Source organism: Pseudomonas sp. (assembly GCF_048265905.1).
Lineage (GTDB): Bacteria > Pseudomonadota > Gammaproteobacteria > Pseudomonadales > Pseudomonadaceae > Aquipseudomonas.
Window position 1 is genome coordinate 1 of record NZ_JBLXAP010000016.1, and the last position, 21342, is coordinate 21342.

Sequence of the window (21342 nt, forward strand, 5' to 3'; positions counted from 1 at the left end):
CTGAAATACAAAACGCCCGATGCGGTGCATCGGGCGTTAGGGTGAAACAGGTGTAAACCTATTTCAGGACTAGACATGTCTTCAGCCGTTAGCTGCAGCAGGGCAAAGGCTTATTTAGCACCCAGCGTTGGATAGGCTTCTGTATAGATCCAGTCCTTGGCTTTTGCCGGTGAGTGACAGCCCAAGCAATCTACCTTGTAATCAGTGACGACACTCTTACCCGCGCTGGCCGGTGTAAACAGTGCCCAGCCCCAACCATCGCCCCACGCAGGATTCTTTCCGGCAAAACGGTTAGTGCTGTCTTTGACCATGACAAATGTCTGCTTGATATCACCCGCGTAGTTGACCCCTGCACCGGTGGTGTAATTGCCCACTTTGGCGTGACGCAACTCTTTAACCATTACCGCGCCATCCGGAAATTTACCGGTCTTACGAAAAGCCGTGACGGCATCGGAATCGAGGTAGACATCATGGAAGCCGCTGACCCCGCCAGCAGGCACAAACCAAGACCCCAGATGCGACATCGTTGCCCGGAAATCCTTGGGCAGGCTAATTGTGCCTGTGGCATCAACCTGCGTTGAAAATTTGTCATCCGCCTGCACCGATAGCGCTGCGCAGGATGCGATTAAAGCGGCGCCAGTAAATCTAGCAATTGTGTTCACGGCTGTTTCCTTATTTGCTTTTTAACCACGCCTGAACGCCCTTGGAAATCCATCGAGCCAAGAACAGATCGGGCATCTACAAATAGAGACTCTGACGTAACCAAGCCATTACAGGCACTAGCAAACTTTTAGCTTTCCATGAGTAATTGCCTACAAAACAAAGACTTGCCCCCTCACAACCACCAGGACCAGCAGCACTGAGTGATCAAGGCAGGGCTTACAACTGTACGCCTTAGACAAAGCTAGCCAGCAGTACAGATAAACTCAAACAGCCCTGAATATCCTTGTAACCTGAATAACAGGTCAGTTATAAAATCAAATCAATCTGCAACTGTATCGCTATGCTTACCCTGCAAAGTTGTACAACCACGGTAAAATCAACTGCTAAATCTCACTTAATTCGGCAAAATAACTTACGTACAGTACAGTTTTATCAAAAACCATAGAAACAGTTACAAAGCATCCTATCTATTAACGCAAGAATTTATCTCAGCTGTGACTACTGCATTATTTGCAAAACACTGATCATTAGTACCAAGCAAAACACTCTCTCACACCGCCACAAGCGGAAGGATGCCATCATGGAACGTACCCTCAGTTCCGACTTGTCGTTTGAAACCAAATCGACACCTGTTTCCAGCAATCTTGCGCTGAATTTATTTGCCACCCTAATGCTGTGGCAACGCCGCATCGTCAGCCGCCGTCAACTGGCCCGACTTGATTCGCGCCTTCTGGCTGATGCAGGCATCACCGAAAGCCAGCGTTACTCAGAGCTGAAGAAGCCTTTCTGGCGCTAATTTCAGCTTAATAAAAAACCGCCAACGCGTAAGCTTGGCGGTTTTTTTGTGGCTGGGAAAATTTGTTGAAGCCTCAGCGCGACTTAAATCACCACTCAAGCACAGGGCTCGGCTCGCTGGTGGGGAGCATCCAGCAACTCTTGATAAAGCGCAGCAGTTTGCTCGCACATGCGCTGAGCAGAAAACACTCGCTTATACCGCTCCAGTGCGCGAACACCCATTTGCGCAGCAAGCTCAGGGTCATCCCAAAGCACACGCATTGCTTCACGGAAGGCCTGAGGATTACTGGGTGGAACCACCAAGCCTGTCTCGCCATGAATATTGATATAACTGGTACCCGTGCCGATTTCACTGGAGATCATCGGCTTGCCGTACATGGCACCCTCGAGCAAAGAAATACCAAAAGCCTCAGATCGCAAGTGCGATGGAAATACGATCGCACTACACAGCTGCAGCAAGGCGACCTTATCCTCATCGCCCAAACGGCCAACAAAGTGCACATGGCTCAAACCAAGCCGCTGAGCCTGTGCACGAAGCTCAAGTTCCAACGGGCCAGCGCCGAGAATAACCACCGGATAATTCGTACCCTGCAAGGCATCGAGCAGAATATGCAGCCCTTTGTAGTAACGCATAACCCCAACAAACAGGAAAAATCGCGAACCAAATTGCTGCTGCCAACGGTTTAAACGTTCAGCGTCCGGAACTGGATAGGTTGTTTTATCAAGCCCGTAGGGAATCACCCGCGTCTTGCTTGCGAAGCGCGTCAGCACTTCACTGGTGTGCATGTAATTGGGCGACGCCGCAATTATCCTGTCGACACTGCTAAGAAAGCGGTTCATGACCGGCTTATACAGCTGCAACAATCTGCGTTGACGAACAATATCGGAGTGGTAAGTCACCACCGTTGGCTTACGCACCGAAGAAGCAAAGTGCACCACATCCATAAAGGGCCATGGAAAGTGATAATTGATAATGTCCGCTTCGGCAGCCAACTCACGAAAGCGCTTGAACGCGCTGTACGAAAAGCCCGTGGAAGCCAGATAGAAATCTAGGTTAGCGTGGTGAACCTGATGCGAACCTAATGCAAAATCCTTGGCTCCGTCTTCGGCACTGAGCGTGAGTACATGACTATCAATGCCTTGCGCAGCACTGCCTTGGCAAAGTTGATAGATAACCTGTTCGATACCACCCATAGACTCTGGCAGGTAGGCCTTATAAAAGTGTAAAACACGCATTAGCTCACCATTACCTGTCGATATACATCAGAAGTCACTGCTGCACAGCGCTGCCAAGAAAACTGTTGGGCGCGGGTTAGGCCTGCCGCACGCTTGGCCTGCCAAAGCTGCTGATCCTCAAGCAGTTGAGTAATCACTTGCGCACACCCCATATCATCGTCCACATCAATGTAGCTTCCGGCACCGCCAGCAACCTCTGGCAGTGACGCTCGGCGGCTGAGCACAACAGGCACACCACTGCTCATTGCCTCAAGCACAGGCAGACCAAAGCCTTCGTATAGCGAAGGGAATATCAACAACCGCGCCCCCGAGACAATTTGCGCAAGCAGGGCGTCCGGCTGATAACCCAGCACCTGCGCAAAGCCAGCGGCGAGTGCCTGCTGCAATTGTTGCGAGTAGCTTTCAGGCAGCCAACCGGCCATGCCGACGATCACCAGCGGATATTGTCTGCGTAGCGACTCAGATAAGCGTTGATGAGCATTGAGTGCCAGTTGTAAATTTTTACGTGGCTCCAGCGTGCCGACACACAACAGGTAGTGCCCCGGTATCAACCCAAACTGCTGCAAAGGTTCACGTAAGTCCTCAGCCTTCCTAGGCTGGAAGCGCTCAGCACAGCCCAACGGGGCGACCACGAACTTGTCCTTAGCAAAGCCGTAATAGCGTGCGGCTTCACCCGCGATGTAGTCGGAGTCGACCATAATCCGTGTAGCTCGCTGCACTGCTTTTGCTGCATGGCGGTCTATCTCAGCAATTCGATCTGCCGGTTGTGTTTCCGGATGATGTACGTGCGCGAGATCATGCAAGGTCATCACCATCGGCCCATCAAACTCGAACGGGCAGAGACTGGGGTCGTGATACAAACCAGCAGGGTGCTGACGCAAACCTTGGGTAAAACGCTGTTGCTCCAATGCTCTGCGCAACGGATAGGCAGCCGGGACCCAGCGCTTGATCAACGTGCTCAAACGTGAATACCCGGGCATAGCCGTATCGGGTAATTGCTGGCGCCAATTCAAACCATTAAAGAACTGCAGCTGCAGGTCATCTTGCTTGGCTAACGCATTGGCAAGCTCGGCCAAATACTGACCTATACCGGTACGTGGCGCGCGCAAAATGCTAGCGTTAAGCGCTATGCGTTTTCGCATCAAACTCATCCAGTAAAGTGTCGCTCGAATTCGCCCGCATAACATGGGCCGCGGTGCGTTCAATAAGCTGGCGAGTTGAATCATTCCAACGCAACCAAGACCATTGCTGCAAATCCTGAGCAGCTGGGAAACGGCCCGTTTGTTCAAAGGTTTCGACTAATTCAGCAAGGGAAGCGGGTCGATCAAGTTCGAAGTAAGCCATGTAACCACCGCCAATTTCCTCAAACACTGGAATAGCGCTGGCCATTGCAGGCAAGCCTCGCTGCATTGCTTCAACCAACGGCAAACCAAAGCCCTCAACGTATGAAGGGAACACCAGCGCCCGCGAATGGTTATAGGCGTATTCGAGCCCAGCATCGTCAAGTTCGTTAAACATGAATAAACGCTGGTTTAACTCAGGGTGCGACTCAATGCGCTCGATTAGCGCATCGCACTTCCAGCCAACCTTACCGATGATGCACAAGCAGGCAGGAGAGCCCTTTTGCCAAAGCAGCTCAAATGCATCAAGCAGGTAGGCGTGATTCTTACGCGGCTCGATCGTGCTGACCATTAAGTAAACAGGGGCATCGCCGTCGAATAGCTTGAGCAGTTTGCTCTCAAGCTTTTTATTAGCGACAACCAGGTCAAGTTCAGAGCCCAGATGAAAATGGTCAAACCAACGGCTGGCAGCGCGGGCGTCACCAATCCTGCGGCTGACCTCAGCCTGAACCTGCTCACTAATGGTCGAGGATATTGCGATAAAGCCGTCAGCCGTTTGCGCAATCCAGTCAAACCAGCGATCAAAAACCTTGACCAAGCCGGCATCACAAAACTGTGGATGCGTGAGCGGGATCAGGTCATAGACTACCGAAATGATACCTACACCTTCACGCTTCAAGCGCTCAGCCAGCGGGAAGAAATCGGCATGCCAGGATGAGTCGAGCAGCAATAACTGATCGCCCTTTCGACACTGCATAACCACCGCACGCTCAGGCGCAGGGCTGTCATCAGTGAAGCGATCAAGCAGGCGGATAGGAATACTGAAGCCCAGCCCGGCCAACCGGCAGAGCACATAGAACACTCGACGCAATGCATGTGAATAACGCAGAGGAGCATGTCGCTCGACCCGTGCATGCAAATACCAGAAGCGATTGCGCCAATGCTCTAGCTTGACCCTGAGCTTATGCATCCATGACAGTTGTTTTGTTGGTAATGGCGCCAGACTCAGCACCTGATGCACTTCACCGGCCTGCATCATCACCGGAATGCACTCAACAGAGGTATTGATATTAGGCAACTGTTTGATCACGTTGCGCACAACACGCTGAATGCCCGAGTTGTCATTCGGGTGTTCAAACACATAAGTGCATTCAACTAAAAGTCTCATCGTCATCCTTAACCCTCAACAGTCGTCGCAACCACAGCTGTGCTGCGCTCAATAGACACATCAGAATCCAGCCAGGCGCAGCCAACAAAGTCCGCCTGTTTGATGTTGATCACGTGAAACACCAGCGCAAAGTCACGCCATTCATAATTAGTGTCGAGGTGCGAATCAAAGCGCGACAATGACAGGGCGATTGAATAATTGCCCTTGCCCAGACGCGCAGGAAACTTGAAGCGATATACCACTTGCTCACCGGCTTTCAGGTTTTCTACAGGCTGATTAAGACGGTGGGTGTTGATGCCATACATGGCCTGACCCATACGGTCTTTGATCATGAAGCCCAGAATCAGACGCGGCACATCTGCCCGCACATCCACGGTGACTTCAAGGGTGACCATGGCGCCGACAGAAACAACCTCAACCCGCTGGCCCTGATCATTGATCAAGGCGATATCGGCGAAACCTGCTTCGCCGGTACCAGAGATAGTCCTGACTTGTCCGCTGTGAAGCCGTTCCTGGCGCACGGTTTGCTGCTCTTTCTCAGCAAGCATGGCACTGTAGAAATCCATTACCTCTTCCGGTGAACCTTCAAGCGCCAGCTTGCCGTTTGCCAGCAAGATAGCCCGGTCACACAGGTTCTGTATCGCCTGACGGTCGTGCGACACGATCAGCAATGTGGTGCCGGCCTTACGAAACTCACGAATTCGCGCAAAGCTCTTATGCTGGAAATATGCATCCCCCACCGATAATGCTTCATCGACAATCAATACATCCGGGCGCCGGGCGGTTGCCACGCTGAATGCCAAGCGCATTTGCATACCGCTGGAATAGGTGCGCACCGGGTGATCAATGTACTCACCAATTTCCGCGAATGCTTCAATCTCAGGCATCAGCTCATGCAGCTCATCCATTCCCAGGCCCAATAGCTGCCCAGCCATAAATACATTTTGCCGACCACTGAAATCCGGGTGAAACCCCATGCCGAGTTCCAACAAGGCGGCGACTCGTCCTTGCAGATCAATATGCCCGGCGTTGGGTTGCGTGGTGCCGGTAATCATTTTCAACAAGGTGCTTTTACCTGCACCGTTAACACCAATAATCCCCAGCGCCTCACCTGGATTAACCGTGAAGGATAGATCTTGAAGCACCCACTTAAGTTGATGTCTAGGCGCCGAAAACGGGATAAACCATTCGGCAAGACGTGCCCAGCGTGATGGATACTGTTTGTATGCTTTGCCCAGTTGGCTGACCTGAATGCTACCCATTAGAGTTCATCCACCATTTCGCCCGAACGCTTGCGAAACAAGCGCATCGCCAACACACACAAAGCCACGGCAACGATAAATGTTGGCAGTAACGACGACCAATCAGGCCACCGTCCATACACAAAGATGCCTTGGTAAGCGCTGATCAATGGCGCCATCGGATTTACACTCAACAAGGGTTTGACCCAATCAGGAAGGATTGATGCCGGGTACACAATGGGCGTGAACCAGAACCAAAACTGCAGAAAAATACCGACAAATTGACCCACATCGCGAAAGAACACATTGAGCACACCAAGCATGATGCCAAGACCGACAGAGAAGGCGATCTGGATCATTAATACCGGAATGACCGCCAGCACAGCCCAGCCTGGGAAATTCTGGGTAGCGAGCAAAAAGCCAAGAAACAAGGCAAAGATAATCGCAAAGTTGACCCCAGCATTAAGCACCACAATCAACGGCAAACAGATCCGTGGAAAGCTGAGTTTCTTGATCAGGTTGGCGTGTTCAAGAAACACCGACTGGCTGCGACCGATCACCTCGGCAAAGAAGCCCCAGGTGAGAATCCCCGCGCACAGATAGATCCCATACGCCAGGCCGTTTTCAACACCTGGCAGCCGGGCTTTCATCAACTGCGAGAAAATTACCGTATAGACGATGATCATCGACAGCGGATTAAGTACCGACCAGGCAGCGCCTAACAGTGAATTCTGATAACGCGTTTGAAACTCCCGCTTAACACTGCCAAACACAAAGCCGCGATAACTCCAGACAGCGCGAGCCATAGCCAAAGCCATCAGACCACCCTGCCGTACTGGTCTTCAAAGCGCACGATGTCGTCTTCGCCAAGGTACTCACCACTCTGCACCTCGATCATCACCAGCTCAATTACCCCTGGATTTTCCAGGCGATGCTTGTGGCCCGCAGCAATATAAGTTGACTGGTCGCTGTTGACCAAACGCGCGCCTTCACCGTTAGTGACCTTGGCCATACCCTTAACCACAATCCAGTGTTCGCTGCGATGGTGATGCATTTGCAACGACAGGGAAGCACCCGGCTTGACCACGATGCGCTTGATCTTGAAACGCGGGCCTTCCTCAAGAACAGTAAAGGTGCCCCACGGCCGGCTTACTGTGCGGTGTAAACGATAGGCATCGTGGTTGTTATCCTTGAGTTGCTTGACCACCAGCCGGACGTCTTGCGCGCGGTCAGCATGGGCAACCAACAATGCATCATCAGTATCAATCACTATCAGGTTATCAAGGCCAACTGTGGCCACCAGACGGCCGTCGCTCTGCACATAGTTGTTGTGGCTATCAATAAACAAGGCATTGCTGGTTGCCCGGTTATTATGTGCATCTGGCTCGACCAATTGGCTCATGGCATTCCACGAGCCAATATCGCTCCAGTCGAATGTCGCCGGTATCACAGCTACTCGCTCCGAGACTTCCATCAATGCGTAATCGATGGAAATGTCCGGCATCTCAGCAAAAGTCTTGGTGTCCAGCTCACGCTGAACCAGGGTCGGAACATCCTGAGCAGGACTTTGCTCCACGCATTGGCGCACTTGCTCAAGCAATTGCGGCGCGTAACGCTCTAGCTCCTCAATAAAAGTGCCGGCAGTGAAGCAGAACATGCCGGAATTCCAGAGAAACTTGCCACTGTCCAGATAACTTTGCGCAGTGCTCGCATCTGGTTTCTCGACGAATCGAGCCACTTTTGTGGCGCCATCGGTGTTCAGTGCGCTGCCCGTTTCGATATAGCCAAAACCCGTTTCAGGCGCAGTTGGGGGAATCCCGAACGTCACCAAATGGCCCTCTAACGCAAGCGACTCTGCATGCTTCACCGATGCAGCAAAGCCTGCGCCGTCACAAATCAGGTGGTCGGCAGGCATCACGACCATCACCACATCTTCACCATGGGTTTGCGCCAAGGTCAGCGCAGCTATGGCGATCGCAGGCGCGGTATTGCGCCCAACCGGCTCAAGAATAAAGTGCGGGCGACGCGGCCGGATGTTGGCAGCTAAAAAGTGATCCTTACTTTGAAAGTAGTAATCCCGATTGGTCACCGTAACCACTTCTCCACCATCAGCGGTCAATTCAGCAGCGCGGCGATAGGTCTTGGCCAACAACGACTCACCGTCTGGCATAAGCATAAAGGGTTTAGGCTGCCCCTCACGCGACACTGGCCATAAGCGTGTTCCGGCACCGCCGGATAAAATTACAGGAACTATCATCAGATCACTCCTTGGCTACGCGCTTAAGATCAGCATCCACCATCGATTGAATCAGGGTTTCCAAATTGGTCTTGGGCGTCCAGCCGAGCACGCGCTCAGCTTTGGCAGGGTTACCCAACAACACTTCGACTTCTGCCGGACGGAAAAACTCAGGAGCAATCACAACGTGATCCTGATAATTCAGCTCCACATAGGAAAACGCGATGCGGCACATCTCGCGCACCGTCGTGGTAATGCCGGTTGCGATGACATAGTCATCAGGTTTGTCCTGCTGGAGCATCAGCCACATGGCTTCAACGTAGTCACCGGCAAACCCCCAGTCGCGCTGAGCGTCGATATTGCCCAGACGCAACTCGCGTTGCTTGCCCTGTTTGATGCGCGCAACAGCATCCGTCACTTTGCGCGTGACAAACTCAATACCGCGCAGTGGCGATTCGTGGTTGAACAAGATCCCGCTCGAAGCGTGCAGCGCAAAACTTTCGCGGTAGTTCACGGTAATCCAGTGGCCATACAGCTTGGCGACACCGTATGGACTACGCGGATAAAATGGCGTGCTCTCATCTTGACGCTCGGCCTGGATCAAACCGAACATTTCGCTGGTCGATGCCTGATAGAAGCGCGTCTCCGGGCTGAACTGGCGAATGGCTTCAAGTATGTGAGTAACGCCCAAACCATCCACTATGCCTGTGGTTATCGGCTGGTCCCATGAGCTGCCCACAAAACTTTGCGCGCCGAGGTTATACACCTCATCAGGACGTGCTTTGAGCACTGCACGTTGCACTGAAGAGGCATCCGCCAAGTCGCCGTCGTGGTAGACAATACGCGACTCGACACCAAGCTCGCGCAGGCGCCAGCGGGTATCGGTACTACGCCGGGCAACAAGGCCATGGACCTCATAGCCTTTATCCAGAAGCAGTTTGGCCAAGTACGCACCGTCTTGACCGGTTAAACCTGTAATAAGCGCTTTTTTATACATTATTATTCTCTTACTTCTCGCAAAGATGACTTTGAGCAGCGTCTCTGGAAAGTTTCGCCGGGCTTACACCCGATCTCTTCGTATGGTTCAGCAGAGCTTCTGCAGCCCTTGATTTGACTCGCCAATCAAACCTTATCGAGCGTTGTATTTAGTGTGCTTCTCGCACCTCCCAATCACTCAGGACGCTAAGCAGCGTCTCGGAAAATTCAGCATGTGGTTTCCATCCCGTCTGCTTTTGTATTTTTTCCGAACAACCGACAACTCTGCGTTGTTCAGCTCGACGGAACTTCCCTGGGTTCTGCTTGAACGTCACCGTAACGCCAGCCAAATGCGCCATGTCCATGATCAGTTCACTGACTCTGCGTTCCACTCCTGAACACAGGTTGTAAACTTCTCCGCGCTGGCCCTTTTCAAGCAGTAGCAAATACGCCGCAACCACATCGCGAACATCAAGAAAGTCACGGGTTACATCCACATCGCCCACATGCAAAACCGGCGCTTGCAGGCCGCGTTTAATACGGACCAATTGGCGCGCCATATCGGCCACCAGAAAGCTCTCGTTCTGGCCACTGCCAATGTGGTTAAACGGGCGGGCAATCATGACTCGCCAAGACTCGGTATAAGCCCACTGCTGGCACAACAGCTCTGCTGAAACCTTGCTCACGGCATAAGGGTTTCGCGGTTTAACCATCAAGTGCTCGGCAATTGGCATGTCCGACTCATCGACACGGCCATAAACATCACCCGAGCTGACATACAAAAAAGTTCCACTAAACCCACGTCGCTTGAGTGCCTGCAGCAGATTCAAAGTGCCCAACAAATTCACTTCAAAGGTGCGCTGCGGATCGCGAAAAGCCTCCGGCACAAAGGTCTGACCGGCAAGGTGGATAACCGCATCAGGGCAGGTTTCAGCGAGCGCAGCGTCAAGCGATGCGGGATCAAGCAAGTCGAACCGGGCCGATTCAATCAACTGCCAGTCAGCAGTTGGCAACACCAATAGCGCCGCCTCCAGATGCTGACCAACAAAGCCACTGCGACCCGTGACAAAAAGACGGCTCATGCCTGCTCCCTTGGACTAATAGGATTATTGAGTAACGCAAGCATTGGTTGCTGATAACCCGTGCTAGCTTGCAACTTGGGTTCAATACGCTGTGCGACCCGGCTACCTAGTTGACGCATCGGCATTTCTACCCAGCGGTAATTGAGTTGACTGAGCACTAAAGTCAGCCCCCCAGCAATCGCAACACCCAGAAGCACGTGTTCACTTGCAGATATCTCTTTAATTGCCAGAGCGCGGTAGAGCAGCTCGCGGGTAAAGAAATAGACAGGGATATGGATGAGGTAAATGGCATACGAACGAGCCCCCAGCCACATCATCAGGCGCTGAACCATGCCTGTAGGCCATAAATAGCCTCGTCCATAGGAAGCGAGCCAAACCAAGACTGTCGCCAAGACAGCTATCAAACCAATTCGTACCGTGGGTAGAAAATCGTTGTGCGCCGCTAAAAACGACATGGCCAGTAGAAACGAAACCAGAATCAAATAACCTGATAGAGGCGATGCCTTTAAAAAGCGGGGTTCAAACCGTTGATAGCTGGGCTTTGCCGACCAAATAGCGAGCAGTACGCCAAGTGCTAACGCATCAGTGCGCAAAGACATCATCAATACGCTGCGCACTTGAAAAAACTGCACAAGCACGACGATTAACATCAGCCACATCAACTTCTGTCTGAAGCACAGCGCCAAAAGTGGCAGCAGCAAGTAAAACTGTTCCTCTAGGGAAAGGCTCCAGTAAACAAAGCTAAAACCGTAGTCATACTTAAAGAAGCTGTCTGCAAAACGAAAATTGGCGAAATTAAACAAGCCCGCAACTGTGGCCTCGATATTTGTCGACAGTGAGCCAAACACGCCTGTTTGATTGAAGACCAGAACCAGTGGCAAGGGTAAAAGCAGCCACAACCAAGCGGACGGTAGTAATCGAAACGCTCTGCGAATCCAGAAGCCTGCTATTACTGCTTTAGCATTTTGACTCACCAGAGATTGCTGCAAAGCAGGTAATAGCTGGCGGGCGATGACGAAGCCTGAAATCACGAAGAACAGATCAACGCCCCACCAAAAATGTAACTGCGACATCAAGGTCTCAAGCCACTCAAGATTGCTGCTGACCAAATTTCCAGAGACGTGATGAAACAGCACGCCAAGGACTGCCAGCCCGCGTAGAACTTCGATCTCAGCAATTTTTGGCGTAGCTGCTTTCACCCTGCCCTCCACCTAAAGCGGCTTGCGCGCAATAAGGACTTGGCTTTTAGGCATTGCGGCATCCAACGCCTGCTTGATTTGCTTGCCTTGCGGCAGCGACAGAAGTGTTGACCAGGTCTGCCTCCAGTTTTCGATTAGCGGATGCCACGGCGGCGATAGAGTCTGGTTTTCACAAGCCCAATACAGCGACCACCAAACCGAATTGTAAAAGCCATATTGAGTGGTGCGCTCGATCGTCAGGCCTGCGTCTAGAGCAAGCTGGGCCAGTTCGCCGCGCTTGAAAATGCGGATATGGTTGGGTTTTTCAAAATAAACCGGAGGCGCGATATGGGTTTGTATGGTTTCAATTAACTCGTCTGGCACCGTCAGCAAGAACAATGCACCAGGCGCAGCAACCCGAACCAATTCCGCCATAAACTGGGCAGGATCATCGACGTGCTCAAGCACTTCCATGGCCACAACCCGCGTCACATGTGCGTCAGGCAAGGGCAACGGGTTGGCATCGGTGACCAGCGCTTGCACACTCTTTGCCCCAGAGGCTTCAACATGTTGTCGCGCGAGTTCGATTTTTTCGGCATCGACATCGGCAAGAATAATGGCCGCCCCTTGCCGAGCACTAAAGCCTGCATAGCCGCCATCACCACAGCCAATATCCAGAAGTGTGTCGGCTTCTGTAATGGCAAAACCTTCTATCAGCTCGCCTGTATCGTTGCGCAACCACCCGCTCATATAGCTATCGACCAGACCAACGTCTATCTCCGGTACTGGCTCAGAAACGGGGGCCGCGACCTCAACCGGTTCCGTTACGTCCGCAAGGGTTGGGCTATTGGCCGCTGGCAGGTCATTGACCGCAGGCGCCGCGTTAAAAAAGCGTTTAATTTTGCTGAGCATTTTTATTCCTATTATTGGCTCGTGGCTGGCTTAGTGGCTTGGTTTCCTGGCAACGATGACCTGGCTTTTGGGCATCAAGTTGTCCAGGTTCTGCTTCACCGGAGAGAACTCCGGCATATCAATCAAACGCTTCCAAAGACTCGACCAGTCCTCCACTAGCGCGCTGTACGGCGGATGCACGACATCATGGGTTTCGCCTGAGCTGGGCTCGCCGCTGTGCTTTTGCTGGGTCCAGTACATCAGCATCCACATGGTCCAAAAGAAGCCATACGAGGCACGGCGCTCAATGACCAGCCCGGCCTCCTCAACCAAGGCAGCAAACTGCTCACGCTCGAAAATATGGATATGGTTGGGGTGGCTGAAATAGTGCGGCGCGGCGCAATCCTTTTGGATGTGCTCACCTACCGGATCGGGTACAGCCAGGAGAAACAGCGCTCCAGGACGCGCCACACGTACCAGCTCACGCAAGACCTGGGCAGGGTCTGCGACATGTTCAAGCACCTCTAGGGCAATGACCCGGGTGGCGTAATCTTCGACCAAGGGCAGCGGCACGCTGTCAGAAACAATGCCTTCAATCCCACGCGCCGGAGTCTCTTCAAGCTTTTGTTTCAGCGCGTCAATCTTGTCGGCGACAACATCAGTGAACACCACATGCGCACCACGATTGGCGCAGAACAATGTGGCGCCGCCAGCGCCGCAGCCGATATCAAGCACCACATCCTCAGCGGAGATAGCAAAACCGCTGAACAGTTCATCAGTGGCATTCTGGAACCAGCCACTTTGCACAGCATCGACCAGGCCGCAATCGCGGGCGTCGACATAGTCGGCTGCGCGGACTTCATGATCAGGCGCAGCAGATGCAACAGGCGGGGTTAAGTGCTGGAAAAGCTTTTGCAGGATTTTCATGCTGACACCTGCTCTTCAACCTGAAGAAATTCCAGCATCCGCTCGCCGGCAACCGAGTGGGAACAATGATGCTGCATGCGCTTGATCGCATTTTGCGCCAGTTGCTGATAACGCTCCGGCTGCTCCTGAGCACAGACGTAAGCAGCGCTATAAGCTTCTTTTAACGACTGCCAATCTATTTGCTGACGCAGTGTGCGGTAGGCAATTCTGGGGTCATGTGGCCATGCAGTTGCGTCCGCCCAGCTATCAACGACAAAGCCTACGCTCTCATCGATGTAATCCGTCATTGCCGAGTGCCGTGGCGCAATGGCCGGTTTACCACAAGACAGATACTCCATCAGCGGCAAACACTGACCTTCGCCATAAGACGCATTCACGATGTAATGCGTTGCCTGAATCAACTGGGTATAGGCATCGCCACTCAGATAGCCATGCAGCAGCACTACCCGACACTGAAATGGATCAAGGCGCGACATTGCCATCAAGATGCCTCTAATCGCATCCTCGTAGCGATGATGCCCCAGCTTGAAAACTAGGGTGGCATTAGGCTCATCTTTGAATGCAGCGCAAAACGCGGTCAGCATATCGACCCAGTTCTTGCGCCCATCTTGAGGATTAAACAAACTGGTAAACACCACTCCGCTCAACTCCAGCTGACGAGCACCCGCCTGCCACGGATCACTGCTCTCAACGAAGTGACCAAGCATCCTGCGCAATTGTGCTGGCAGAGCCGGGGCCATCACCTGTTGATACCAGCGCAAAAGATAGTGCTGGGTTATACCGACGATGGTCCCGGATTTGCGTCGATAACCCAAATGACTCTCTATCGGAATCAACCCACGGGACTCCGCGACCTCGCGCGCAATCTCCTCTGCCGTCGGCAGCAAGCGCGCGAAATCAGGCGCATGGCTATCAAAGACCACGCCGCGCTCTATCGCCAACAACTGTGTCTTGGCGACAGCGGTCGTTTGCAGAAATTCGCGCACGGTCTCCAGACGATCCCAAACTGGAGCAGGAATCGACACGACAGCAAACGTCTCGCCCATGATCTGGCGAACCGCCTTTACGCTTTGCTCCGAGTGAACAATGGCTGCTCCGCACTGGGCGAGACACTTCCGCCAATCATTTTCAGGCCGGTCCGCCCACCAGGTTTCATCCGGCATGCCGCTGAATTCCCAGGCGAAAACAGGAATTGTCGGGCAGGCCAAATCACGACATGTGAGATGTGGCGGTGTGAAGCTGAGAAACACACAACGCTCGCCCCTGGCTTGGGCCGCTGCATAATGCGCATCAACCTCAACAGTCGGATCGGCAATCAGAACCACTTCACCGAGCGTCTTGAGCAGCGGCAAGAACTCGCGTAGCACAAAAAAGTAGCTGTACTCGGGCTCCCCTAGGTTCTGCACTACGGTTTCTGCATTCATGGCGCTGTAGAGCAAAAACTTCATGCTTGCGCTCCAGCCAGACGTTGTTCACTGCCTGCGGCCAGACCTTGCAGAAAATCCTGCACCTGGTGTGCAACGACCGGGGTGTCAGAGAACTCACGCAATTGTCGCCAAGCGTGCTGGGACATTTGCTGGTAACTGGCAACGTCTTCGCTGGCAATCCGGTGACAGTGGCGATAGCCCTCCATCAGCGATTGCCAGTTCAACCGGTATTTACGTGTACGAAAGATTCCACAAGGGTCGTGAGCCCAGCAGGATGGCTCGACGCTGGTTTTCACCACATAGGCCATCTGCTCATCCACATAGTCGAGCATCGCCGTGTGCCTGGGGGCCAGAGCAGGTTTGCCGCTGGCAAGAAATTCCATCAACGGCAGGCATAAGCCTTCGCAAGTCGATGCATTGACATAAAAGTCACTGATTTCAATCAGTTGACGATACTGCTGATCATCAAGAAACCCATGCAACACCAACACTCTGCATTTGAAAGGCGCCAAGCGTGACAAGAGGGTCAATAAACGGATTCGGTAGTGCTCCAGATCATGGTGAGTCATCTTCAGAATCAGGGTCGCATCGCAAGTTTCTGAAAATGCCCAACAGAACGCAGTCACGATATCAATCCAGTTTTTGCGGCCATCGCGCGGATTAAGTACAGAGGTAAACACCACACCTGATAACTCAATGCGACATGCCTGCAACGCTTGCGTGCCGAGTTCACTGTGCGCAGGCGCCGCAGGCTTTTCGCGCCTGGCTACTGCGCTGGGTCTGTTGCTCAAGGCCTCGCGCCACGCTTGATAAAGCACTCGGGTACGCCCAACCCGACTGATGTCTGTTTTCGACGCAGCAATCAATACAGGCGGCTGAGGCCGGGGCATATGCTGAACCAAACCGTCTGCTGAAAGCCCCAGTAAAGGGCTATCGATGACATGGCCCGTAAATTCGAACGAACGCTCCGGCTGGCACGGCGTCCAACCGCCCTCAGGCATCATGGCCTGAAACCGCGGCCATACAGGTGCTGGTATAGCGGTAACCGGATAGTCGTTACCCATGGCTTTACGTACTGCATCTGCCGACTCACGACAACAGGCTATTGCCCCTGCGATACGCTGCAGGACATACCGCCAGTCATTGCGTGGTTCGCCCTCCCAAGGCTCATCCGGCACATTGTCGAACTCCCAGGCAAACAGGCAAATCGTAGGACAGGCAAGATCGATGGGGGTCTGTTGCGGAGGGCTCACGCTAATAAAGACGACCTGCTCGCCAGCTTCGCGATACTGCTGATACAGGCTATCGACCTGATCGGTCGACTCAACGCTAATGACCTCGGCTACCTGCTGCAAAGCAGGCATAAATTCTTTCAGCAAAAAGAAATAGCTGTACTCGGCCTTGCCTAGCGATGCCTGAATATTTGACTGAGTAATTTTTGAGCTGATGAGAATAATCATGTACGGCTTGCAAGCCTTTAGCGTCAGATACTTGGCTGCGAGCAACCAAGTTTGATTGTTATTATTTTTAAGTCTTGCTTGACCTGACGCCGAGAGATCAAACCGTTAAAAAGCAATAGATTCGCTATTTTTAGCGGGTTTTCATGAAATATGGCGGCAATATCAGCCAAGCAGCTATTTTTTGATTACCCCTCAATACCACCAGCATTTAGTTTGGCTTGCAATAGGCAAACCTGTGATATGTGAAATTTTTTGTAACCTGCGGAAGGCGCACGCTAGACGCATTGCGTCGGCCCAGTATTTGCAGGCCCGCGCAAAAACCGGTGCGAAATTGATAAAAAGCTGACGCTGAGTATCGACGTGCATGCAACTTTCGATGCAGCACAAACTCATAGCCTGGCGCTAGGCACAATCTGCTGGTTGTATCTCCAGCTTGCAGATTAAAAATCTATTAGCAGCTATTGCCCGACACGGCACAATCAGCGGGCTAGGCTTATACTCACCCTACGCGCACTACGCCGTACCTCTACCCACAGCTTGGAGTTTTCAGGATGAACCCATTACGCACACTTAGCTTCGCAGCGCTTATGGCCTTAGCAGCCAATGCCTCGGCCACCAGTTTTGTGGTAACGACCGATGCCATTGTTGGCGCTGTTGCAGCGACAACCGATGCAACCTCTGATGTCAGCTCGTCATTTAAAGACGACAAAGTTGTCTTGGCTGCCCGTGATGATGCCGCCAGCTTTGTCGCCAGCCAGGGCGATATCCGTGGCGTGCACCTGGAAGCCGCTCTGGAGCACATCCGCACCACGGTTCCTAGCCTGCAAGCCAATGACATGCAACTGGCCCAGGCAATCATCAGCCTGTAACTGCCAAATAGCGCCACGACTTGTTCGTGGCGCTATGCATTTCCCCTGCACCTCTGGCTATCCGCCTGCTGTGTGAGTCAAAATCCGCATACCACGCTGCTACCTGTAGCGGAACTGGGCTGAATATTGCCCGTCCAATCGCTATCGAATTGTTTTACGGAGATTTTTTATGCGTCGCATTTTGCTCACCACTGTCGCCAGTGCCGCACTTCTGGCTGGCTCCGTCCAGGCCCAGACACTGGTTGCGACCAGTAATATCATTGTGCGTGCTCTCGACCGCACGCTGGACTTCACCTCGGACACCACCACATCAATCCGCGACTCTAAAGTCGTGCGTGAAGCCCATGATGACGCGGCCAGCTTTGTCGCCAGCCAGGGCGAAATCCGTGGTGCCAATCTTGAAGCGGCAATCACTACAATTCGTAGCCGCGTACCCGAAGCCGAAAACGCCTCCGACCTGACTCTAGCGCAAGCCATTCTCGCTCTGTGAGCTTGGCGCGTACCTGCCTGGTTCTTTGCCTGCTGCTGGTTTCCACTGGTAGTTACGCGCAGCTCAACCTGGAAGTTGTTGGCGATGACTTAAGCGCGCCTGAACAGGCCGCCAGCCAAGCGTTGCTCAATGATGCGCTGCAGGCGCTGCCACCCAGTTTTCGTCAGCGGCTTGATCGCGAGGTCAATTTCAGCTGGCAGAAACTGCCGGAGCGGGTTTACGGGCGCACGGTAAAGGTCGATCAGATCTGGCTCAACCAGCGACTGTTACCGGCGTTGGTTGATGGCAGTGCGCAAAGCAAACAGACCAATCGCCCCCACGGCACGGTGCGCAAAGAATTACTGGCCACGGTAGTTCACGAACTGACTCATCTCTACGACCGCGCCCAGCTTTGGCCCGCCGCTAAGAAAATACGCCTGCATCGCTGCCAGAACCGCGCCAGCAGCAGCGGTCTGGTTGGCCTGCCGGATAACTGTCGGGGCGAAACCGCACGGCGCTTCACCCTCAGCGACGACCCGCGCCTGCTGGATATTGCAGGCTGGCCGCAATACGTCGGCCGTCGCGGCGAGCGTGAACAAGAGAATCATCAGGTCGCCCGCAGCCCGGACTTATACGAACTTGAAAACGCCCGCGAATTTGTTGCGGTCAACATGGAGTACTTCCTGCTCGACCCAAGCTTCGCCTGCCGCCGTCCAACATTAGCCGCTTACTACCGCGAGCAATTCGCCTGGACGCCGCCCAACCAAGTCAACTGCGACTCCAGCCTGGCCTATCTCAATGCGGGCAACGACTTTGCCAAGGAACCGCTGGGCAAGATCGACCCTGAGCGCGTCTACGCGGTTGATTACCTGCTCGCAGAAGCCAATGATCAGCTTGCCAGCCGCTGGGGCCACAGCATGATCCGGCTGATTATCTGTGCGCCGGGGCGACCACTCGGCCCGGCGTGCCGGCTCGACCTGGATCAAAGCCTGGTGCTGTCCTACCGCGCGTTTATCGGCGATGTGCAGCTATCTAGCTGGGGCGCGATGATCGGCGCCTATCCATCCAGATTGTTCGTCTTGCCATTGGCCCAAGTGGTCGACGAATACACCAAGACCGAGCTGCGCAGCCTGATTTCGGTGCCGATGAACCTTAATCGTCAACAGATCAATGACTTTGTCATCCGCTCGGTTGAACAGCACTGGAGTTACGACGGTAACTACTACTTCCTGTCGAACAACTGCGCAGTGGAAAACCTGAAACTGCTGCGCACCGGAACCAACAACCCCAAGCTGCAAACACTCGACAGCATCATGCCCAATGGTTTGCTGGAAGTCCTTGAAGCACGCGGTCTGGCCGACTCAAGCATGCTCAAAGACCGCAAAGAAGCCATGCGCCTAGGTTATTTGTTTGATTCGTACCGCGATCGCTATCAAGCCATGTTTGATGTATTGCGCACTCACTTGCCGATCAAACAAGAATCCGTGGAAGACTGGCTGGAGCTGCCAGCCAAAGAACGCAGCCAATGGTTCGCCCAAGCCGACATTCGCACCACAGCGGCAATGATGCTCCTGGAAAAAGCCGCACAGCGTAAGCAGATATTGGTCGCCCAACAGGAACTCAAGGAGCGCTACCTCAGCGGTCGAGAAGTGCCTGACAAGGGCCTCGATAAAGCGGGTAATGCGCTCGAACAAATCCTCGCTAACAGCGGCTTCCTGAGCAGGCCAGCCGAACTGCTCGAAGGCGGTTACGGTTTACCGCAAGAGGCTGAATGGCAACGTCTCGAAACCGAGAGCAGCAGCCGGCAAAAGTACCTGCTGAAACTGCGCGACTCGCTTGACAGCGAAGTCCGCAGCCTGCTTGAACCCGAGCGGCTGGCTGAGCTGGAGACTATTGAAGACAACCTCAAATTACTCGGCAAACACCTGCGCAAAATGCACAAGGCCAGCGGCGGATTGATGCTGCCTTAAGCGATTATCTCTTGCTGCTCATCAGGCAATTCTGGGTCAAGCTGCAGCCAGGGCAAGCGGCTTTGCACCCAGATATGCCGGTCGGCAGGTGCCCGTTCAGGGTGATCAAGGGTTGCGATGGTGACGTCCAGCGTATCGGAGCTCAGCGAGGTAAACAGCGCCAGCTGCGCGCCACAATCGGCACAGAAATACCGCGTGCAACTGGGTGAGGACGCATATTGCCTGGCCTGGCCTTTGAGCCAGGTAAAACTGGCCAGCGGCACGGTAATCCAGGTGGTGACAATCCCTCCGCTGCTGCGCCTGCAAACCGAGCAATGGCAATGCGCGATGTCCTGCAGCGGCGCATAAAACTGGTAACGCATGGCACCGCACTGGCACCCGCCGCGATGAAGCTGCGTCATGATCACGTCCTCCCGTTATCAACACGCCCATCGAATTGACAACCTTAGTGTTGCGCTCCAGCACGCCACTGAGCAAGATAGCTGCCTATCTATTGCAGGAGGTTTCCGTGCTTGAGCTGCTACTAGCCTTGTGGCCGTTATTTGCCTTGATTGTGGCCGGTTTCTATCTGCGACGCTGGAACTTCCCCAATGAGGCCTTTTGGCCCGGCGCCGAACGCCTCAACTACTTTGTGCTGTTCCCGGCGCTGCTATTCAGCAGCCTGGCCCGCGCGCCACTGGATAATCCTGCGCTCAAACAACTGGCGCTCGCGGTCATGCTGGGGCTTGGCATCGGCTGGCTGGCATTGCTGCTGATGCGCCGCTTGCGTGGCTGGCCCGCCGCACGTTTTGGGGTGTTCACCCAAGGCACTCTGCGCTTCAACACCTACCTCGGCCTTGCCGCCGTTGGCAGCCTTTTTGGTCAACCGGGCCTGACACTGGCCGCGCTGATGCTGGCGCTGATGGTGCCGACGGTGAACGTATTGTCTGTGTGGTCGTTAACCGCCGAACGCGGGATAAGCCTGCGCAGCCTGCTATTGCCCATTGCCAAGAACCCACTGATTCTTGCCTGCCTCGGTGGCACGCTAATCAATCTCAGCGGTATTGGCCTGCCCGGCGGCACCGATCGATTGCTCAGTCTGCTCGCCGCCGCCAGCCTGCCGCTGGGCCTGCTTTGCGTTGGCGCGGCGTTGAAACCTGAAGAGTTGGGCGGGGAAGTTCCGGCCTTGGCCTGGAGCAGCCTAGCACGCTTGATCGGCATGCCGCTGCTTGCCTGGGTGATTGCGCAGATTCTCGGCTTGCCTGCGATGGAAACCACGGTGCTGGTGCTGTTCTTTGCCCTGCCAACAGCGCCCACCGCCTATGTGCTGACGCGCCATCTGGGCGGCGACAGCCAGCTAATGGCAGGCGCCATCACCCTGCAAACACTGCTCGCCGCCGCCAGCTTGCCGATTATTTTGACTTTACTGGGTTAGG

At 53.8% G+C, this 21342-nt stretch carries 20 protein-coding genes; 5 read left to right on the forward strand and 15 right to left on the reverse strand.

The window, feature by feature from the left end; translation table 11 throughout:
- Positions 1-110: 110 nt before the first annotated feature.
- Positions 111-662, reverse strand: a complete 552-nt coding sequence (locus ACN0UH_RS17365) for a cytochrome P460 family protein (protein WP_417663230.1) — start codon at positions 660-662, stop codon at positions 111-113.
- A gap of 581 nt (positions 663-1243) precedes the next feature.
- On the opposite strand from ACN0UH_RS17365, the gene ACN0UH_RS17370 reads away from it, so the two are divergent.
- Positions 1244-1459, forward strand: a complete 216-nt coding sequence (locus ACN0UH_RS17370) for a DUF1127 domain-containing protein (RefSeq protein ID WP_417663231.1) — start codon at positions 1244-1246, stop codon at positions 1457-1459.
- Between the two features lie 95 nt (positions 1460-1554).
- On the opposite strand, the gene ACN0UH_RS17375 is transcribed toward ACN0UH_RS17370, so the two are convergent.
- The 13 genes from ACN0UH_RS17375 to ACN0UH_RS17435 form a co-directional block, all read right to left on the reverse strand.
- Positions 1555-2694, reverse strand: a complete 1140-nt coding sequence (locus ACN0UH_RS17375) for a glycosyltransferase family 4 protein (protein ID WP_417663232.1) — start codon at positions 2692-2694, stop codon at positions 1555-1557.
- Positions 2694-3836, reverse strand: coding sequence for a glycosyltransferase family 4 protein (locus ACN0UH_RS17380; protein ID WP_417663233.1), 1143 nt, complete (start codon positions 3834-3836; stop codon positions 2694-2696). The genes ACN0UH_RS17375 and ACN0UH_RS17380 overlap by 1 nt, the downstream gene beginning before the upstream one ends.
- The gene (locus ACN0UH_RS17385; RefSeq protein ID WP_417663234.1) at positions 3814-5202 is read right to left on the reverse strand and encodes a glycosyltransferase family 4 protein; all 1389 of its coding nucleotides are present in this window, start codon (positions 5200-5202) and stop codon (positions 3814-3816) included. Before ACN0UH_RS17385 ends, ACN0UH_RS17380 begins: the two co-directional genes overlap by 23 nt.
- Positions 5203-5210: 8 nt before the next feature.
- On the reverse strand, positions 5211-6464 hold the full coding sequence (locus ACN0UH_RS17390) for an ABC transporter ATP-binding protein (RefSeq protein ID WP_417663235.1): 1254 nt from the start codon (positions 6462-6464) through the stop codon (positions 5211-5213).
- Positions 6464-7261, reverse strand: coding sequence for an ABC transporter permease (locus ACN0UH_RS17395; RefSeq protein WP_417663236.1), 798 nt, complete (start codon positions 7259-7261; stop codon positions 6464-6466). The genes ACN0UH_RS17390 and ACN0UH_RS17395 overlap by 1 nt, the downstream gene beginning before the upstream one ends.
- Positions 7261-8700, reverse strand: a complete 1440-nt coding sequence (locus ACN0UH_RS17400; RefSeq protein ID WP_417663237.1) for a mannose-1-phosphate guanylyltransferase/mannose-6-phosphate isomerase — start codon at positions 8698-8700, stop codon at positions 7261-7263. The genes ACN0UH_RS17395 and ACN0UH_RS17400 overlap by 1 nt, the downstream gene beginning before the upstream one ends.
- 4 nt (positions 8701-8704) lie before the next feature.
- On the reverse strand, positions 8705-9676 hold the full coding sequence (gmd, locus tag ACN0UH_RS17405) for a GDP-mannose 4,6-dehydratase (protein ID WP_417663238.1): 972 nt from the start codon (positions 9674-9676) through the stop codon (positions 8705-8707).
- Between the two features lie 148 nt (positions 9677-9824).
- Positions 9825-10736, reverse strand: coding sequence for a GDP-mannose 4,6-dehydratase (locus tag ACN0UH_RS17410; protein ID WP_417663239.1), 912 nt, complete (start codon positions 10734-10736; stop codon positions 9825-9827).
- Positions 10733-11935: an acyltransferase family protein gene (locus ACN0UH_RS17415; protein ID WP_417663240.1), complete on the reverse strand. Its 1203-nt coding sequence runs from the start codon at positions 11933-11935 to the stop codon at positions 10733-10735. The genes ACN0UH_RS17410 and ACN0UH_RS17415 overlap by 4 nt, the downstream gene beginning before the upstream one ends.
- A gap of 12 nt (positions 11936-11947) precedes the next feature.
- Complete coding sequence (locus ACN0UH_RS17420; protein ID WP_417663241.1) at positions 11948-12826, reverse strand: class I SAM-dependent methyltransferase; 879 nt, start codon at positions 12824-12826, stop codon at positions 11948-11950.
- Between the two features lie 30 nt (positions 12827-12856).
- Positions 12857-13726 carry a class I SAM-dependent methyltransferase gene (locus ACN0UH_RS17425; protein WP_417663291.1) on the reverse strand — a complete coding sequence of 290 codons (870 nt, stop codon included), beginning with the start codon at positions 13724-13726 and terminating at the stop codon, positions 12857-12859.
- Between the two features lie 2 nt (positions 13727-13728).
- Positions 13729-15180: a glycosyltransferase gene (locus tag ACN0UH_RS17430; RefSeq protein WP_417663242.1), complete on the reverse strand. Its 1452-nt coding sequence runs from the start codon at positions 15178-15180 to the stop codon at positions 13729-13731.
- Entirely contained in the window at positions 15177-16619 is a 1443-nt protein-coding gene (locus ACN0UH_RS17435) for a glycosyltransferase (RefSeq protein WP_417663243.1), read from the reverse strand. Before ACN0UH_RS17435 ends, ACN0UH_RS17430 begins: the two co-directional genes overlap by 4 nt.
- A 551-nt stretch (positions 16620-17170) precedes the next feature.
- Here ACN0UH_RS17435 and ACN0UH_RS17440 point away from each other — a divergent pair.
- The 3 genes from ACN0UH_RS17440 to ACN0UH_RS17450 all read left to right on the forward strand — a co-directional run bounded on the left by ACN0UH_RS17440 (position 17171) and on the right by ACN0UH_RS17450 (position 19927).
- Positions 17171-17488, forward strand: coding sequence for a DUF2388 domain-containing protein (locus ACN0UH_RS17440; protein WP_417663244.1), 318 nt, complete (start codon positions 17171-17173; stop codon positions 17486-17488).
- A gap of 169 nt (positions 17489-17657) precedes the next feature.
- Positions 17658-17978: a DUF2388 domain-containing protein gene (locus tag ACN0UH_RS17445; protein ID WP_417663245.1), complete on the forward strand. Its 321-nt coding sequence runs from the start codon at positions 17658-17660 to the stop codon at positions 17976-17978.
- Complete coding sequence (locus ACN0UH_RS17450) at positions 17975-19927, forward strand: DUF4105 domain-containing protein (RefSeq protein ID WP_417663246.1); 1953 nt, start codon at positions 17975-17977, stop codon at positions 19925-19927. Before ACN0UH_RS17445 ends, ACN0UH_RS17450 begins: the two co-directional genes overlap by 4 nt.
- Here the strand turns inward: ACN0UH_RS17450 and ACN0UH_RS17455 are convergent.
- Positions 19924-20328 carry a GFA family protein gene (locus ACN0UH_RS17455; RefSeq protein ID WP_417663247.1) on the reverse strand — a complete coding sequence of 135 codons (405 nt, stop codon included), beginning with the start codon at positions 20326-20328 and terminating at the stop codon, positions 19924-19926. The genes ACN0UH_RS17450 and ACN0UH_RS17455 overlap by 4 nt on opposite strands.
- A 77-nt stretch (positions 20329-20405) precedes the next feature.
- Here ACN0UH_RS17455 and ACN0UH_RS17460 point away from each other — a divergent pair, with 77 nt between their 5' ends.
- On the forward strand, positions 20406-21341 hold the full coding sequence (locus tag ACN0UH_RS17460; RefSeq protein WP_417663292.1) for an AEC family transporter: 936 nt from the start codon (positions 20406-20408) through the stop codon (positions 21339-21341).
- Position 21342 lies beyond the last annotated feature (1 nt).